Origin of the sequence: Thermococcus sp. Bubb.Bath, from assembly GCF_012027595.1 — an archaeon.
In the GTDB taxonomy this organism is placed as follows: Archaea; Methanobacteriota_B; Thermococci; order Thermococcales; family Thermococcaceae; genus Thermococcus.
In genome coordinates, this window is sequence record NZ_SNUR01000001.1 from 429,157 (window position 1) to 444,671 (window position 15,515).

The following is a 15,515-nucleotide window of genomic DNA, read 5'->3' on the forward strand; positions in this document are numbered from 1 at the left end:
GATGAAGCACCGCGTCGGCGAGCACAAGGCTAGGAAGGGCCTCATCAGAATAGAGTTCGACGAGGAGAACGGCGTTGTGGAGCACGTCAGGATTACCGGCGACTTCTTCATGCATCCGGAGGAGGTCGTCCACGAGCTGGAACAGGAGCTGGAGGAACACCGTGTTGACGAGCTCGAAGCCCTGATGGACGAGTTCTTCGCGATGAGGATGGACGTTGAGATGCCCTACATCAACGTTGAGGACTTCAAAATAGCGCTGAAGAAGGCCTTGGGAAGTGATTGAATGAGAGGAAAGGGGCAGGTTTGGAGGATATTCCTCGTAATGACCGCTATATTCCTTGGGTTCACCCTGGTAGGCGCCATCGTGGTCTATCTCAGTCCTGACCTCGCTGGAAAGTTCACCGCAGAAATTGCAAAAACCCTCCTTAGCAAGGTGGGCAGGGATTCCTTTGGGTTCCGTCTCTTTGTGGGCATCTTCTTCAACAACGCCGGGGCCGCCACCACAGCCTACGCCCTCGGAGTCCTGTTCGGGATAGTCCCCGTTCTCATCGTCGCGTTTAACGGGCTGATGCTGGGCGTTGTGACCACGTACCTTGTTCACTCAGGGGCTATCAGCGTTCAGAGGGTGCTCCTTGCAATCCTGCCCCATGGAATCATCGAGATACCGGCGATACTACTGGCGGCAACCTCCGGCGTCCTCCTTTATAAGGCCCTGCTCCGGGGTGGCGGGAAGGAGATGGCTATGAAATCCCTCAAGCTCTACGCCATCTCAATAGGGATGCTCCTCCTGGCGGCCTTCATTGAGGCGTTCATAACCCCGCAGCTTGCGGGGATTAAATGAGAAAGGTAGAAAATTGGGGAGGGATTAACCCCTCTCAAGAACAATCAGAGAAACCGCGGGAATTTCAATGCTCCCCTGGAACTTCTTTCCTTTCTCCGGCCACACTTCCCTCCATGTCCCCGCTGGAAGTGTGAAGTCCGTTTGCTCGCCGTTGTTGGCTATGACGAGCACCCCGTTTTCGTGCCCCCTAAAGAATGAGATAACCCCTCCCTGAGCTCTGTAGAACTCTATTTTACTGCTCGTTAGAGCTGGAACGCTCTTCCTCAGCTCTGCCAGTGAGCGGTAGTGATTGAGCATGTCCTCATTGCACTTGTCCCACTGGATGGGGTAGCGCTGCTCGTCGTAGTGGGATTTGTCCCCTAAAAATGCACACTCGTCGCCCTGGAAGGTTATTGGCATACCTGGAAGGGTGTAGAGGAGGGCTGAGAGGAGTTTCTGCCTCTGGATGGCCTCTGGGCTGGGTTCGTCACCGAGCTTTCCTCCTCCAAGGTCCGTTAGAACCCTTGAGGTGTCGTGGGAATCCACGAGGTTAAATCCCATCGCAACGACGTTCTCTCCGTAGGCCGCGTAGTACTCCCCAAGGAGGTTCATGGTGCTCTTTCCACTCAGGGAGCCCCTTGCGTAGGGCAGAAGGATGTCCCTTCCCAGGGCGTAGTTCATCAGGGAGTCGAACTTGGTTCCATCCACCCAATCCGGTGAGAGGGTCCAGATTTCGCCAACCATGTAAGCGTTGGGGTGCTTCCCTTTCACCCTCTCCCTGAGCTCGCGGAAGAACTCGTCCGCGTTCACCAAATCGTTTGGAACGTCAACCCTGAAGCCGTCGAAGCCAAAGTCAAGCCACTTTAGCGTTGCGTTCATAAGATACTCCTTCACCTCCGGGTTGGCTGTGTTGAGCTTCGGGAGACTCCCTATCCCCCACCAGCCGGTGTAGGCTCTCCCATCGCCGAGCTTGAAGGGCCACTTCTTAATGAAGTACCAGTCCCAGTAGGGGCTCTGGTTGCCCCTCTTCCAGACGTCGAGGAACGCCCAGTGGCCTATGCCAGTATGGTCGGGCACGAAGTCGAAGATAACCCTGATCCCCCTCTTGTGGGCCTCGTTTATGAATGTTCTCAGCTCCGCATCGGTTCCGAACTTGGGGTCTATTTTGTAGTAGTCGTATGGATCGTAGCCGTGAGCGCTTCCAGAGAGGGAGATGGGGTTCAGGTAGATTAAGGTAACGCCGAGGGACTGCAGGTAGTCGAGCTTCTGCGTGATTCCCGCGATGTCCCCGCCGAAGTACTGGTGGCAGCAGTGGAGGGGTGTTATTGGGTCGCTCCAGTTGGAGAGGATTGGCTTTCCTGGGTTGACCTGATTCAGGACAAGTTCGTCGTGGTCGAGGGCAAGGACATCGTTGCTCCTGTTTCCATTGTAGAACCTGTCGGGGAATATCTGATAACCAACGCCAACACTAACCCACTGGAGCTGTGGGAAGGTGTCCTTTCCATCGAACCTGAAGAACGGCTCACCCTTGCTGTTGAGAACTGCGTAACTTGACTCGTTTGCCTGAACTGTGAAGTAGTATTCAAAGGGCTCCTCTGCGGGAACCTCAGCCCGCCACACCTCGCCGGAGTCCCACCAGACTTGCCTCTCCATCGGAAATGTTCCAACGTTGGTGACAAGAGTGGCGTTCTCGATAAGTCCCCTGCCAACCTGGAACCGCAGTACGGTTCTGTTGTCCGCGATAGATAAATAGGCTGGATTTCCAGGGTTGAATTCCACGGAGATGGCTGAAGAGCCCCTAACGACCTTAACTGCATTCTTGCCCCCGTATCCATCGTCCGCGTAGCCGTTGGCAGTGGGATCGACCTTGGACATGTCTTTAACCCAGTTGCCGTCGATGAAGAACTTGTACTGGTACGTTCCAGGCTTTAGGCAGGTCTTGAGAACCCAGGTACCGTTGGGGGTCTTCCTCATATACCACTGACCCCAGTCGTTGAAGGAGCCCCTAACGCTGACTATCTTCGGCGTCGAGTTCTTTGGAGTGTAGACGAACTCCACAGGGACTTTACCCGTTGGGCATGACGAACCTGAGGAGTTGACGTATATCTTCGAGTACCTCTCAAGAAGACCGAACTCGGTTTCTCCTGTAAAGGTCGTTGACGTGGTCGCTGTTAGCGTTGAGGGCGATGAAGTTGTGGAAGTCGTAGAAGTGCTTGAAGGTGTCTTTGTTTCGGATGTTGTGGTGGTTGTTCCCATAGAGTTGGTAGAGGTTGAAGTACCTGTTTGGCTAAGTTCAGAGGTCGTGGTGGAAGTAGTCGTGGGGTGTTGGCTCTGCGTGGATGTTTGAGCCTGCTCTCCACTGCCGCCCAGACAACCGGCGGCAAAAACACTCGCTATCAGAAGGAACGTCACGACAAGGAGAAATGCCTTTCGCACATGTATCACCTACAGTGAATACAAGTTGGGGGTATTAAAGTTTGCCCTAAACCTCGGTCCCTATGTATATCCCGTGCCTCGTCCTAACTATCCTGACCCTAACCCTGTCACCCACTTCGGCCCTCGTGTTTATAACCTCTATCAGCCTGTTCCTGGCCTTGGCTATCATCTCGCCTTCTATCCTACCGGGCAGGACTATCTCCGCCTTGACTATTTCCCCCGGCCTGAATGCCAGCGGGATGAACTCCCTCTTCTCCATTCCAAAGTGTTTGGGTTTGAGAACTAGGGGTTTCATGCCCGTTTTCTCCTCCAGCGAACGGAGCCAGGTGTAGAACTCCCTAAAAGGCTTAACCTTCGCTATCGTGGGGTTCCTGCCGAACTTGTAGGGAACATAGTTCTGGAAGCCTAGGGCGGGCCAGCGCTTTCCAGCACCGATTTTTCTCGCGAACTCTATGAACGCCTCTGCCTCGTCGTCGTTCACGCCAAAGATTATGACGGGCGCTATTAGGACGTCCACTCCCGCGTTTACAAGTGCTTTCGCCATGTCTAGAACGTGCTCCAAATCGTAGTTCTTCATTCCCATGAGCATCTTCGCTTTGTCGGGGTCGAGGGAGTGAATTGAGAGGTTTACTCTATCCAGACCCGCCTCTGCCAGCTCCTCAACGAGTTTGTCGTTCAGGAGCGTCCCGTTGCTCTGCATCGAGATTACTGAAACGTTTGGATGATCTTTGAGCGCCTGCACGAGCTCAACGTGGAAGGGGTAGATGAGCGGCTCACCCTGACCGTCGAGGTGGGCTTCCAGTCCTTTTCCCTTTATCCTTGCCACCTCATCGAACCACTTCATCAAATAATCCACGTCCACAACGTAATCCAGCTTCCTCGTCCTTGAATACGGCCCCTCATCAACGGAGCAGAAGACACAGCTTAAGTTGCAGCCACTCACACCGCGTATCTGTATTAGGTTCGTCCCCCTGTCAATTAGACCGAAGGCATTGTAGCCGAGGAGGGGAACGTCGAGGTCCTCGTGGATATAGAGGACTTTTCTGTTCGTGTACCTGTTCCTGAGGAGCGCCCCAAGGTTGTTCTGGATGTAGATGGCAAGATACTTCTCGATTCCGGGATAATCGGTATCAATGAAGAGCCTTCCGTCCTTCACAATGAGCTCGGGTTTTATTCGGTATTTCCTCTTGAGGGCTCTTGCGAGCTCCTTCTTGTCGAAGTCAGCGTAAAGTGTCTCTCGCCACACCAGCCTTACGCTCTCGCCGTTGTCCTCAAAGCTCACGTGGGGAAGGGAAACCTCTATCATGGTATGGGGGTCTCGATAGCGTTTTAAAAATCCGCCGATGGATAAATAATCCTGATGTTCTGCGTTCTTCCCGGCAGCTTCACAAAACAAAAACAAGTCTTAAACAATTATTTACTTACTTAATAATGTTTTTAGTGATTAATGCACTCTTTCTGCTGGATCAGGGCTACCCCAAAATTTTTAAACCCCTGCCCATGTCTATACCCTGGTGGTGCCTATCGTCCACCGTAACACCGATTTCAAGCCCTGAACTCCAGGCGTTCCGCCCTTTTGGGTTAGTCCTAACTCCAGCACCACCGCGGCTAAGATTTTTAAGCCACCCTTCTGAGGGTATCTCATCTTCAAAAAACCGAAAAGGTGATGCCCATGCTTCCTAAAACCTACAACCCCAACGAGATTGAGCCGAAATGGCAGAAGTTCTGGCTGGACGAACGGATTTATAAATACGAGCTGGACGAAAAGAGGCCGAGCTACGCTATAGACACTCCCCCACCGTTCACGAGCGGAACGCTGCACCTCGGTCACGTGCTCAGCCACACCTGGATCGACATCGTGGCCCGCTACAAGAGGATGACCGGTTACAACGTGCTCTTCCCGCAGGGCTTTGACAACCACGGCCTCCCGACCGAGCTTAAGGTCGAGAAGGAGTTCGGCATAAGCAAGGACCAGCCAGAGAAGTTCCTCCAGAAGTGTATAGAGTGGACCTGGCAGGCCATAGAAGCTATGAGAAATCAGTTCATAAGGATAGGCTACTCCGCCGACTGGGAGCTGGAGTACCACACGATGGACGACTGGTATAAGGCGGCAGTTCAAAAGTCCCTCATCGAGTTCTACAAGAAGGGAATGCTCTACCGCGACGAGCATCCAGTTTACTGGTGCCCGCGCTGCAGGACGAGTTTGGCGAAGGCCGAAGTAGGTTACGTTGAGGAAGATGGCTTCCTCTACTACATCAAGCTCCCGCTCGCCGATGGAAGCGGCCACGTGCCTATAGCCACCACCAGGCCGGAACTCATGCCCGCCTGTGTTGCGGTCTTTGTCCACCCCGAGGACGAGCGCTACAAAGATGTGGTCGGCAAGAAGGTGAAGCTCCCAATATTCGAGAGGGAAGTGCCAGTTATAGCCGACGGGGACGTTGACCCCGAGTTCGGAACCGGTGCCGTTTACAACTGTACCTACGGCGACGAGCAGGACGTCGTCTGGCAGAAGCGCTACAACCTTCCGGTCATCATAGCCATAAACGAAGACGGGACAATGAACGAGAACGCCGGGCCATACAAGGGGCTCAAGACCGAGGAAGCCAGAAAGAAGATCGCCGAAGACCTTGAGAAGATGGGCCTCCTCTACGACAGGAAGAAGATACACCACAGGGTTCTCCGTCACACCGAGAGGAGCTCCTGTATGGCCCCGATTGAGCTCCTGCCCAGGAAACAGTGGTTCATCAAGGTGAAGGACTTCACCGACGAGATAGTTAAAGTGGCTGAGAAAATCAACTGGTATCCGCCAGACATGTTCCTCCGCCTCAAAGACTGGGCGGAGTCAATGGACTGGGACTGGGTTATAAGCAGGCAGAGGGTTTTCGGAACGCCCATCCCGTTCTGGGTCTGCGATAACGGTGAGGTAATCCTGCCGAACGAGGAAGATTTACCGGTCGACCCGCGCTTTGACAGGCCGCCGAGGAAGTGCTCGGACGGAAGTGAGCCGAAGCCGGTAACTGACGTCCTCGACTGCTGGGTGGATTCGAGTATGAGCGCCCTCATGATAAGCCGCTGGTACGACGCGATCAGAGGAGACGAGGAAGGCAAGCGCTGGTTCGAGCACAACTTCCCGACAGCACTCAGGCCCCAGGGAACGGACATCATAAGGACGTGGGCGTTCTACACAATATTCCGGACGTGGGTCCTCACCGGCGAGAAGCCCTGGGATGACATCCTAATCAACGGTATGGTGGCCGGACCAGACGGAAGGAAGATGAGCAAGAGCTACGGCAACGTGGTTGCTCCCGATGAGGTTATACCAAAGTACGGCGCCGACGCTCTCAGGCTCTGGACAGCTTTGGCACCGCCCGGGGAGGACCACCCGTTCAAGTGGGAGACAGTTGATTACAACTACCGCTTCCTTCAGAAGGTCTGGAACATCTACCGCTTCGCCGAGAGACATCTCGAGGGCTTTGATCCTGCTAATGCGCCGGAGGAGCTTGAGCCTCTAGACCGCTGGATACTCAGCAGGCTCCACCGCCTGATTAAGTTCGCAACTGAAGAAATGGAGAAGTACCGCTTCAACCTGCTCACCAGGGAACTGATAAACTTCGTCTGGCACGAGGTTGCGGACGACTACATTGAGATGATCAAGTACAGGCTCTACGGGGACGACGGGGAGAGCAAGCTCAGGGCCAAAGCTGCCCTCTACGAGCTGCTCTACAACGTGATGCTCCTGCTCGCCCCGCTCACGCCGCACATCACAGAGGAGCTCTACCAGGAGATGTTCAAGGAGCACGTCGGTGCCAAGAGCGTCCACCTACTCGAATGGCCAAAGTACGACCAGGGCAGGATAGACGAAGAGGCCGAGAAGCTCGGAGAGCTGGCGAGGGAGATAGTCGGCGTCATGAGGCGCTACAAGAACGGCCACGGCCTGTCGCTCAACGCCAAGCTCAAGCACGTTGCCATCTACGCCACAGATTCTTACGAGAAGCTCAAAACCATAGAGAAGGGCATCGCGGGAACCATGAACATCGAGAAGCTCGAGATCATCGGGGGCGAACCTGAGCTTGAGGAGCGCATCACCGAGATAAAGCCGAACTTCAAGACCGTCGGGCCGAAGTATGGAAAGCTCGTGCCGAAGATCACCGCTTACCTCAAGGAGAACGCGGAAGAGGTTGCAAAGGCCCTCAAGGAGGGCGGAAAGGTCGAGTTCGAGGTCGATGGTCAGAAGGTCGAGCTGACGAAGGACGACATCGTGCTCAGAAAAGCCGTCTTCAGCGAGGGAGAAGAGGTCGAGACGGCGGTTGTTGGGGATGCGGTAGTGCTCTTCTTCTGAACTTTTTATTTCATTGTCCCTTAATAGAGGATCCCATTCACCGGAAAGGTTATAAATCGTCTCAAAGAGCTACTTAATAGGAATATGCCCGCTGTCGTCCCTGGGGCATGTTGTCCTGGGGACGGCAGATAATATTGTTGGGGTGGTTTTGTGAATTCAGACTTGTCTTCTGAATGGTGTGCAGTTTTTATTGATGGGGGTTATCTTGCTAAAGTCCTGAAAGATGAGTTTGGTGGGACGCGCATAGACTTTCTAAAGTTGTCTGAAGTCATATGCCCCGGGAAGCGGTTGAGGACATATTACTACAATGCCTCACCGTATCAGAGTAGCCCCCCGACCTCAGAAGAAAAGGAAAGGTACCGAAAAGCAATGCGGTTTTTCCACTCAATCGATCGGTTAGAACGTTTTGAGGTAGTTACAGGAAAGACTGTCAAGAGATATACTGCGGAGGGAAAGGAGTATTTTGCTCAAAAAGGAGTCGATGTTCAGCTTGCAGTTGATCTCGTCCGTCTTAGCTGGGCGGGCCACATAAAAATTGCTGTATTGGTAGCCGGAGATAATGACTTTGTGCCTGCTGTCAAAGCAGCAAAAGATGCAGGTGTGATAGTGAAGCTGTACTATTCACGTAAAAGCTCCTCGGATGAGCTTCTGGGTACGGTTGATGAGGCGGAAGAAATAACGGAGGATCTTATAAATCAATGTGAGTTGCACTAACAGTTGTAGCACAACATCGCGGCCTTCTCTTATAACATTCATCCCGCTAAATTTTTACGTCACTTCGTTCACTTTATGGGGGTGTAGAAATTGGAAGAGGAGATTCTCAGAAAGAGGATTGAAGAGATAGAAAGCCTCCTAAAACGCATGGAGGCGAAATACGAGGAGATGAAACGTGATAACGAGATCCTTAACAGGGCTATTAAGGAGCTGAAAATAGAGAACGAGAAGCTAAAGGGTGGGAACAATGGAAGAGAATGATCTAAGGCAACGACTCCTGGAACTCTCCAAGAGGGAGGCGTCCCTCAACTTCAAGATGTACGAGCTCTACGAGGAGAACATGACGCTGGCGATTAAACTTGCCGGATACATAGCCGAGAACAGGCTCCTCGGCGGGAGCTGGAACGACGAGGAGGCAAAGAGGGTGATGGACAAGTACCTCGTAAAAGAAAAAAGTGAACAGAAAAGTCAATAGCTCCAGAGATAATCATCGATGAACCCTTCCGTTCGCAAAAAGTTTAAAAGGGATTGGCTATACCACCGACGGGTAAAATTCCGGGCGAAGGCGTCCGCCCTAAGTGCCCTCCACGGGCTAATGACGCCTGTTCTCTCCAAGACTGGAGGTGACGCCATTGAACCCGGAAGGAGAGGTACTTATAGGCTTAGTCCAGGTTATAGTGGTATTAGCCCTCTCACCGTTGATGGTGGGCATACTGAAGAAGGCGGAGGCAAGAATCGAGTCGCGGAAGGGAATCAGTATCTTCCAGCCCTACTACGACCTGGCCAAGTTCTTCAGGAAGGAGACGCTCATTTCAGAGGGGGTCGGGCCGTTCTTCGTTGCGGCGCCTTTCATAGCCTTCGGCGCGATGCTCACCTTGCCGTGGGTGCTGCCGATAATCGGCAACTTTCCGAGCTGGCTCGCTCCTACGGTTGACTTTTTCGGAGGAACGTTCATCTTCGGCCTCGCGGCGATGTCATCAATCCTAGCAACGGAAAGGACTGGGAGCTACTACACGGGCATCGGAGCAACGAGGGCCGTCAACTTCGGTGCCTTCGCGGAACCCGTCCTGATAATGGTCTTCTTCGGCGTGGCCATACTTACAGGCACGAACAACCCGTTCCTGATGAACCACAGGGTAACCGCGGAAGGCTGGTACCTCAACCCGACGCACATCCTCATAATGTCGGCCTTCTTCATGCTCCTCCTCTTCGACACCGGAAAGCTCCCCATAGAGTCCCATGGGAGCAACGAGCTCGGCATGCTCGACCAGGGGAAGGGGCTCGAGTACACTGGACCGCTCTACGCCCTCAACAGCTGGGCGGGCTACATGAAGTCCTTCATCCTCATGTCGGTCTTCCTCAACGTCTTCGCGGTTCCCTGGGGGCTCGCCACAAATGCATCCCTCTACGAGATTGCCAAAGGCACTTTCTGGCTCTTCGTGAAGATGCTCGGCCTCATCGGGGCCTTCGTGGTCGTTGAGGAGACCCTCGCGAAGATACGGCTGTTCAGGATAATCGACTACCTGTCGGCGAGCTTCCTGCTTGCCATCATGGGCGTCATAAGCTTCCTCATCGGGGGTGGTGGACTTTGATTAGCGTAACCACCGAAGTAATAAACCTGCTCGGCGTCACGGTGCTCCTCGTGGCGTTCCTCCTCCTAACGGAGTCCTACATGCACTCGCTTGTAAGGCTCGTGGCGTTCCAGTCGCTCCTCATAGGCACTATCCTGGCGATAATCGGCTGGGAAAAGGCCATCCCCGAGATGGTAATCCTGGCTGGCGTGACGATAGCCTTTAGGACGCTCTTAATCCCCTGGATTCTCTGGAAGGACGTGGGAAGGGACTACATCTGGCGCAACAGGGAAATCAGGACGACGCACCACGCAATCGTCGTGGGGCTGATAGTTGCCGTCCTCGCTTACTTCCTCTACGTGCCCGTTTACAGGGTTACCAGGAACTGGAGCGGAGTCATACCCTTCATACTTCTCTTCCTGAGCCTCCTCATCATAGCAGACAGGAGAAACTCACTGGCCCAGATAATCGGCTACGTCAGCGAGGAGAACGCCCTCCTCTACTTCGCGGCTATGCTGACGCCGATGCCCCTTATACTTGAGTTCGGCATACTGCTGGATATAATAGCCTTCGTCCTCCTGGCGGTCATCGTAGGAGCGGAGAAGCGCTACGGTCCGCTGGAACTGGAGGAGCTCACGGGGTGATAACATGGAGGCGGCAATCTACCTCTTAATACTTCCGTTGGCGGCCTCTCTCCTGGCGCTCGCCTCAGAGAGGCTCGCCCGGCTTATAACCCCAGCCTTTACCTTCGCCACCGGGGTCCTGGCAACGGCCATGCTTTGGAAAGGTTACACTATATCAACGCAGAACTTGTACGCGGACTGGTACTCCCTCATCATAGTGAACATAGTGAGCTGGGTGTACTTCTTCGCTTCACTTGCATCGCTTTATTACACGAAGGGCATTGAGAGGCCCTTCTTTGACCTCCGCTACTACTGGAGCTTCCTTTCGCTCTTCGCTTTCACCATGCTCTTCACGGCCCTCGTTTCCAACCTCGGCTGGATGTGGATAGGACTTGAGGGGACGACCGTCGTCAGCGCGCTCCTGATTTTAACGGAGGGCGAGAGGAGGAACGTCGAGGGTGCCTGGAGGTACATGATAGTGGCATCGGCCGGCCTCGGAATAGCCTTTCTCTCCGTGGTTCTGGCTTACTCCACCTCTGGAACCCTCGACTTTAGGGGGCTGAGCTTCACGCCGGAGGACGGTCTCCTGGTGGCCCTTCTGGCCTTAATCGGCTTTGGGACGAAGGTCGGCCTCTTTCCGATGCACAGCTGGCTTCCAGATGCCCATGGGAGCGCTCCGTCACCGGTCAGCGCCATGCTCTCAGGAACGTTACTCCCTACGGCCCTCCTTGTCTACCTCCGCATCTTTAGGGCGGGGAACAGCAGGGTAATAGCCGAGGCCACTATACTCTTCGGCGTCCTGACGCTCATCGTCGCCTCCCTGCTGATGGCGTCTCAGAGGTTCATCAAGCGCCTCCTCGCTTACTCGAGCATGGACATGATGGGGGTAGCCACCACGGGAATCGGGCTTTCCTACTACCACCCCTCCCTACTCAGGCTGGTCTTCGTTTTGCTCGCCGTTCACGCCTTCTCCAAGGGGGCGCTCTTCCTTACCTCGGGGAGCCTTGTGAGAGCATACGGAACCCACGAAATTGGAGGAATAAGGGGAGTCTTCCGCGCCTCCCCCGGTCAGGGGTTGTCGTTGGTCCTCTCGGCGCTGTCGGTCACGGGTTCACCCCCCTTCGCGACCTTCATAGCCGAGCTGGCCATCCTCGGAGTTTCCCTCTCCATCAGCTACTGGTGGGCGTTCTTCGTGGGAACGGGATTACTGCTCTCGTTCCTCGCCCTCAACTGGCACTCCGCGAGGATGGCCTTCGGCGATGGGGAAGGAGTCTCCCTCGACTCTGGTCTCGTTCCCCTCACGATGACCCTCGTCTCCCTGGGAATCAGCGTATACGCGTGGTATCTCGTCCTCACAGGGGGTCTGGTAGCATGAAGGTTCTTTCAGCGGTCTTTAGGAAAAACGGAAAGTTCCTCAGTGTCTGGCTCGACTACGAAACCGGGAGGGCAGAGTTAGAATACACGGACAAACTCCCTGACAGGAAGATAGCGCCGGCGTTAATCAGCGATACCAGCCCGTACATCACCATCCCTCCTGGAAGCAACGCCGTTCCGCTCACCTTCGGTCCCGCCGCCGGAGGTCTCGGTCAGGCCGGGGCGTTTGAGATACTCACCTACGGCGAGAGGATAGTCTCCATACGGCCCGTCTACGGCTACAAGAGGAGGGGCATCGAGGAGAGACTATTGAACCGCCCCATTGAAGAATCCGTAGTTGTCCTTGAGAGGGCAACGGGGAACTTCTCTTTAGCCTACACCTACGCCCTCCTTAAGGCCATTGAGGAAAATCCAGACGAGGAGGTGTGGGAAGTCAGGAAGGCCCTCCTGGAGATTGAGAGGCTTTACAACCACTTCAACGCAATACACAAGCTGGCAGGGGCGGCCTCACAGAAGGTCGCGACAATGCACTTCCACGCGCTTGAGGAGGACGTCCTCAGGCTCCTCTCACGGCTGACGGGACATCGCTACGGCTTCAGCGCCAATAGGCCTGGGGAGGTTAGGATACTCGAACCCAAAGCCGTTGAGAGACTTGGAAAAATCCGTGAGGAGTTCCGCTCCCTCAGGGAAGAGCTCCTTGAGAGTAAGATATTCATCGACCGTCTCCACAACACCTGCAGGCTGAGCAGGGAGGACATAATCGAGCTTGACGCGGTTGGAATAGCGGCACGCGGCTCAGGAATAGCGAGGGACGTCAGGAGCTTCGACAGGTACTACTCATACAAACCCGTTACCTGCGAAGAGGGCGACGCTTTAGCCAGGATGATGGTAAGGCTGGAGGAGATAGAGCGCTCCTTTGAGATAATCGACTCCGTTGACGTCAAAGCCGTTCGCTCCGACCCGTCGGTTAAGGAAGGCCTCAACCTCGGGGTTGCAGAGGCGGCCCACGGGGACGTGCTCACGCTGGTCGAGGTGAAGGATGGGAGAATCTCGTGGATTGGCCTCAGGGGTGCTTCGAGGGTGAACTACATCGCGTTCTCCAGGGGTATAACCGGAAACATCTTCACGGACTTTCCCTTTGGCTTAGAGAGCTTCGGGCTGAACTTCGCCGATGCAGACCTCTGGCAGGGGGGTGTGGAGTGATGTGGATAATCAAAGGACTCAGAAAGGGCGTCATAACGAGCGACTATCCAAAGAAGGTCAGCGACGAGGAGCTTCCGCCGAGCTTTCCGCTCGAAACTCCGAAGGAATGCCCGTTCGGCGCCGTCAAGGACGGAAAGCTCGACCCGAAAAAGTGCCTCAACTGTCGCCTCTGCAACGTTCCCTTCGGAAGGAAACTCGATGTTGACGACGTAAGGAACCCCCTCGACTTCAAACGCTCGCTCCACGTCTTCTTCTTGGACGTTGGGACCTGCCACGCCTGCAATCGCGAGGTGGCCCAGCTCCAGGGCCCCTACTACGACGTCCACAGACTCGGAATATTCTTCACGCCGACGCCGAAGCACGCTGACGTCCTGCTCGTGGCGGGCTGCCCGACCGACGGCATGGTCCCCGTCCTCAAGGAGGCCTATGAGCTCATGCCGGAGCCAAAGCGCGTTCTGGTCCTCGGAGCCTGCGCAAACGGCTCCCTCTGCAGGAGAAAGGTCGAGGACTTCGTCCCGGTTGACGGCTACGTCTCGGGCTGTCCTCCATCGCCAGTTCAGATAATCCGGGGCCTGCTCAAGATGGCCGGGAGGGATGCTGAATGAACGTGTACTACATCATAACCCTTGGATTCGCCCTCGCGTCGCTCCTTCCGCTCGCCTCAAGGAAGCTAACGTACTGGACGGACGCGGCGCTATCTGCTCTCCTCCTCGGCGTTCTCCTCTTCAAACCGGAGAGCATTGACGGAACCGCAAGGTACTTCGCGCTGATTTCGGCAATCGTCTGGCTGACCGCTTCCCTCTACAGCGTTGACTACGACGACCACTACCCGAGGACTTTAGCTGCCTCTTTCTCAATGGCGATAGCCGGGATGCTCCTAATCCTCCTGACGGAAGACGCGGTGACATTCCTCGTTGGCTGGGAGGTCATGACGGTGGCGAGCTATCTCGGCATAACAGCCAAGGAGAAGGAAGGCCGCAACGCCTACAGGTTCCTCGCCTTCGGCGAGCTGAGCGCCCTCTTAATCTTAGCGGGCTTCGGTCTCCTCTCCATCCAGAGCGGCTCGGTGCACTTTTCAGGCTGGAAGGGCTCGCCCCTCTGGAACGTTGCCTTCTTCCTCGCGACCCTTGGCTTTGCGGTGAAGATGGCGATATTCCCGTTCCACGTCTGGCTCCCGAAAGCCCACGGAAACGCCCCAGCCAACCTCTCGGCCCAGCTCAGCGCCGTTCTAACCCTCATGGGCCTCTATGGGATGGTAAGGATGCTCCTGATCCAGAGGCCAGCCGACTGGATAGGCGTTTTCTTCCTCCTGTTCGGGGGTTTAACCGCCATCCTGGGGGCAGCGTATGCGGCGGGAACTGACCACGTAAAGAAGCTCCCCGGATACAGCACGGTGGAAAACGACGGGGTTCTTCTGGCCCTCTTCGGCGGTGCAGTCGTTGCCCTCAACTACGGCAATGCGACGCTCGCGGCCTTCACCTTACTGGCGCTCCTCTTCTTTGCCTTCGCCCACAGCGTTGCAAAGGGACTGCTTTTCCTAATAGCCGGCAGGCTTGAGAACGGAACCGGGAGGTTCCCGGAGGTGGTTCGCGGCAGGCTCTCGCTCCTCGGTGTCCTGGCTGGCTACGCATCAGCCCTCAGCCTAGCCGGGATACCCCCATTCCCCGGCTTCCTCGGAGAATGGCTGGGATTAGAGAGCCTCCTCCAGAGCTTCAAGCTTCCCGACCCCGGGATGAGGATCCTCCTGATGCTCGTGGGTTCTCTCGTAGCGCTAACGGCAGGAATAGCTGGTGTCGCGATGAGCAAGATGATAACCCACGGGGCGCAGAAGGCAGGGGGGAGAAAAGGCTACGGCGTGGAAGATGCGGGATATCTCTTCGCCGTTTCCGTTCTCCTCCTCGTTGGAATCCTCCCAGGATTCCTCTTCGGGTTGGTGAATCCCACCGTAGAAGCCTTCTCCGGGTTGAAGGCCACCGAATTCCTCGGGGGAGCGCTCGGAATAAAGGGAGGCTTCCTCGTTGTTGCCAAGGGCTTTGGAGGAATCTCGCCGACTTACCTATTCCTCATAGTGTCGCTCTCCGCCCTCGGCACGTACGCAGTAATTAGAGGAGCTGGAATCCTCAAAACGAGGCACGTGAGGGCCTGGAGCGGAGGCTTGATTAATCCTGAGTACCCGCCGATTGCCCACTCGGCTATACTCCTCGTGACGGAGGGGTGGCTCTACGGAACTAGGGAGGAGAGCGGCAGGCTCTACTGGAAGGAGCGCTTCAGTTTGGCCTACGACCGGCTTTCAAAGGGCTACCTCAGCTTTTCGGAGTGGTTCAGGCACGGCCTCATGAGGGGCTCGGACAGCGTCTACGTCGCATACATTCTGCTGGCTGCAGTGAGCGTTTTCCTTTACCTCCTCTGGGCTCTGTGAGGTCTTTTTACTGTAT

General features: G+C 55.3%; 15 protein-coding genes and 1 riboswitch. Of the genes, 13 read left to right on the top strand and 2 right to left on the bottom strand.

Going from position 1 to position 15,515, the window contains the following annotated elements; all coding sequences use genetic code 11:
* Window position 1: 1 nt before the first annotated feature.
* Together E3E29_RS02340 and E3E29_RS02345 are read left to right on the top strand one after the other, a co-directional pair.
* Window positions 2-283 (top strand): lipoate protein ligase C-terminal domain-containing protein, encoded by a 282-nt coding sequence (locus tag E3E29_RS02340; protein ID WP_167909822.1) that lies wholly within the window; start codon window positions 2-4, stop codon window positions 281-283.
* Window positions 284-841 (top strand): stage II sporulation protein M, encoded by a 558-nt coding sequence (locus tag E3E29_RS02345; RefSeq protein WP_167909316.1) that lies wholly within the window; start codon window positions 284-286, stop codon window positions 839-841.
* 24 nt (window positions 842-865) lie between these two features.
* Here the strand turns inward: E3E29_RS02345 and E3E29_RS02350 are convergent, their stop codons facing one another.
* Window positions 866-2,878, bottom strand: a complete 2,013-nt coding sequence (locus E3E29_RS02350) for an alpha-amylase family glycosyl hydrolase (RefSeq protein ID WP_342764649.1) — start codon at window positions 2,876-2,878, stop codon at window positions 866-868.
* Window positions 2,879-2,915: 37 nt separating this feature from the next.
* Here E3E29_RS02350 and E3E29_RS11740 point away from each other — a divergent pair, with 37 nt between their 5' ends.
* A complete protein-coding gene (locus tag E3E29_RS11740) occupies window positions 2,916-3,167 on the top strand; it encodes a hypothetical protein (RefSeq protein ID WP_240922730.1) in 252 nt (83 codons plus the stop codon).
* A gap of 135 nt (window positions 3,168-3,302) precedes the next feature.
* Here E3E29_RS11740 and E3E29_RS02355 read toward each other — a convergent pair whose 3' ends face one another.
* Complete coding sequence (locus E3E29_RS02355) at window positions 3,303-4,562, bottom strand: radical SAM protein (protein ID WP_167909317.1); 1,260 nt, start codon at window positions 4,560-4,562, stop codon at window positions 3,303-3,305.
* 366 nt (window positions 4,563-4,928) lie between these two features.
* Here E3E29_RS02355 and E3E29_RS02360 point away from each other — a divergent pair, with 366 nt between their 5' ends.
* The 10 genes from E3E29_RS02360 (at window position 4,929) to E3E29_RS02405 (ending at window position 15,499) form a co-directional block, all read left to right on the top strand.
* On the top strand, window positions 4,929-7,595 hold the full coding sequence (locus E3E29_RS02360; RefSeq protein WP_167909824.1) for a valine--tRNA ligase: 2,667 nt from the start codon (window positions 4,929-4,931) through the stop codon (window positions 7,593-7,595).
* Window positions 7,596-7,745: 150 nt separating this feature from the next.
* A complete protein-coding gene (locus E3E29_RS02365) occupies window positions 7,746-8,309 on the top strand; it encodes an NYN domain-containing protein (RefSeq protein ID WP_167909318.1) in 564 nt (187 codons plus the stop codon).
* Window positions 8,310-8,399: 90 nt separating this feature from the next.
* A complete protein-coding gene (locus E3E29_RS02370; RefSeq protein WP_167909319.1) occupies window positions 8,400-8,570 on the top strand; it encodes a hypothetical protein in 171 nt (56 codons plus the stop codon).
* Window positions 8,557-8,784, top strand: coding sequence for a hypothetical protein (locus E3E29_RS02375; RefSeq protein ID WP_167909320.1), 228 nt, complete (start codon window positions 8,557-8,559; stop codon window positions 8,782-8,784). Before E3E29_RS02370 ends, E3E29_RS02375 begins: the two co-directional genes overlap by 14 nt.
* A gap of 74 nt (window positions 8,785-8,858) precedes the next feature.
* Window positions 8,859-8,921, top strand: a riboswitch (Fluoride riboswitch).
* 20 nt (window positions 8,922-8,941) lie between these two features.
* On the top strand, window positions 8,942-9,901 hold the full coding sequence (locus tag E3E29_RS02380; protein ID WP_206205746.1) for a respiratory chain complex I subunit 1 family protein: 960 nt from the start codon (window positions 8,942-8,944) through the stop codon (window positions 9,899-9,901).
* Entirely contained in the window at window positions 9,898-10,524 is a 627-nt protein-coding gene (locus E3E29_RS02385; RefSeq protein ID WP_167909321.1) for a hydrogenase, read from the top strand. The genes E3E29_RS02380 and E3E29_RS02385 overlap by 4 nt, the downstream gene beginning before the upstream one ends.
* Before the next feature lie 4 nt (window positions 10,525-10,528).
* On the top strand, window positions 10,529-11,878 hold the full coding sequence (locus tag E3E29_RS02390; protein ID WP_167909322.1) for a proton-conducting transporter membrane subunit: 1,350 nt from the start codon (window positions 10,529-10,531) through the stop codon (window positions 11,876-11,878).
* Window positions 11,875-13,080: an NADH-quinone oxidoreductase subunit F gene (locus E3E29_RS02395; protein WP_167909323.1), complete on the top strand. Its 1,206-nt coding sequence runs from the start codon at window positions 11,875-11,877 to the stop codon at window positions 13,078-13,080. The genes E3E29_RS02390 and E3E29_RS02395 overlap by 4 nt, the downstream gene beginning before the upstream one ends.
* On the top strand, window positions 13,080-13,685 hold the full coding sequence (locus E3E29_RS02400) for an NADH-quinone oxidoreductase subunit B family protein (RefSeq protein ID WP_167909826.1): 606 nt from the start codon (window positions 13,080-13,082) through the stop codon (window positions 13,683-13,685). The genes E3E29_RS02395 and E3E29_RS02400 overlap by 1 nt, the downstream gene beginning before the upstream one ends.
* Window positions 13,682-15,499: a proton-conducting transporter membrane subunit gene (locus tag E3E29_RS02405; RefSeq protein WP_167909324.1), complete on the top strand. Its 1,818-nt coding sequence runs from the start codon at window positions 13,682-13,684 to the stop codon at window positions 15,497-15,499. The genes E3E29_RS02400 and E3E29_RS02405 overlap by 4 nt, the downstream gene beginning before the upstream one ends.
* Window positions 15,500-15,515 lie beyond the last annotated feature (16 nt).

Bases quoted from the DNA above. Each gene is read 5' to 3' on its own strand.
- E3E29_RS02340 (WP_167909822.1), top strand. From the start codon at position 2: ATGAAGCACCGCGTCGGCGAGCACAAGGCTAGGAAGGGCCTCATCAGA.
- E3E29_RS02345 (WP_167909316.1), top strand. From the start codon at position 284: ATGAGAGGAAAGGGGCAGGTTTGGAGGATATTCCTCGTAATGACCGCT.
- E3E29_RS02355 (WP_167909317.1), bottom strand. From the start codon at position 4,562: ATGATAGAGGTTTCCCTTCCCCACGTGAGCTTTGAGGACAACGGCGAG.
- E3E29_RS02360 (WP_167909824.1), top strand. From the start codon at position 4,929: ATGCTTCCTAAAACCTACAACCCCAACGAGATTGAGCCGAAATGGCAG.
- E3E29_RS02375 (WP_167909320.1), top strand. From the start codon at position 8,557: ATGGAAGAGAATGATCTAAGGCAACGACTCCTGGAACTCTCCAAGAGG.
- E3E29_RS02390 (WP_167909322.1), top strand. From the start codon at position 10,529: ATGGAGGCGGCAATCTACCTCTTAATACTTCCGTTGGCGGCCTCTCTC.
- E3E29_RS02395 (WP_167909323.1), top strand. From the start codon at position 11,875: ATGAAGGTTCTTTCAGCGGTCTTTAGGAAAAACGGAAAGTTCCTCAGT.
- E3E29_RS02400 (WP_167909826.1), top strand. From the start codon at position 13,080: ATGTGGATAATCAAAGGACTCAGAAAGGGCGTCATAACGAGCGACTAT.
- E3E29_RS02405 (WP_167909324.1), top strand. From the start codon at position 13,682: ATGAACGTGTACTACATCATAACCCTTGGATTCGCCCTCGCGTCGCTC.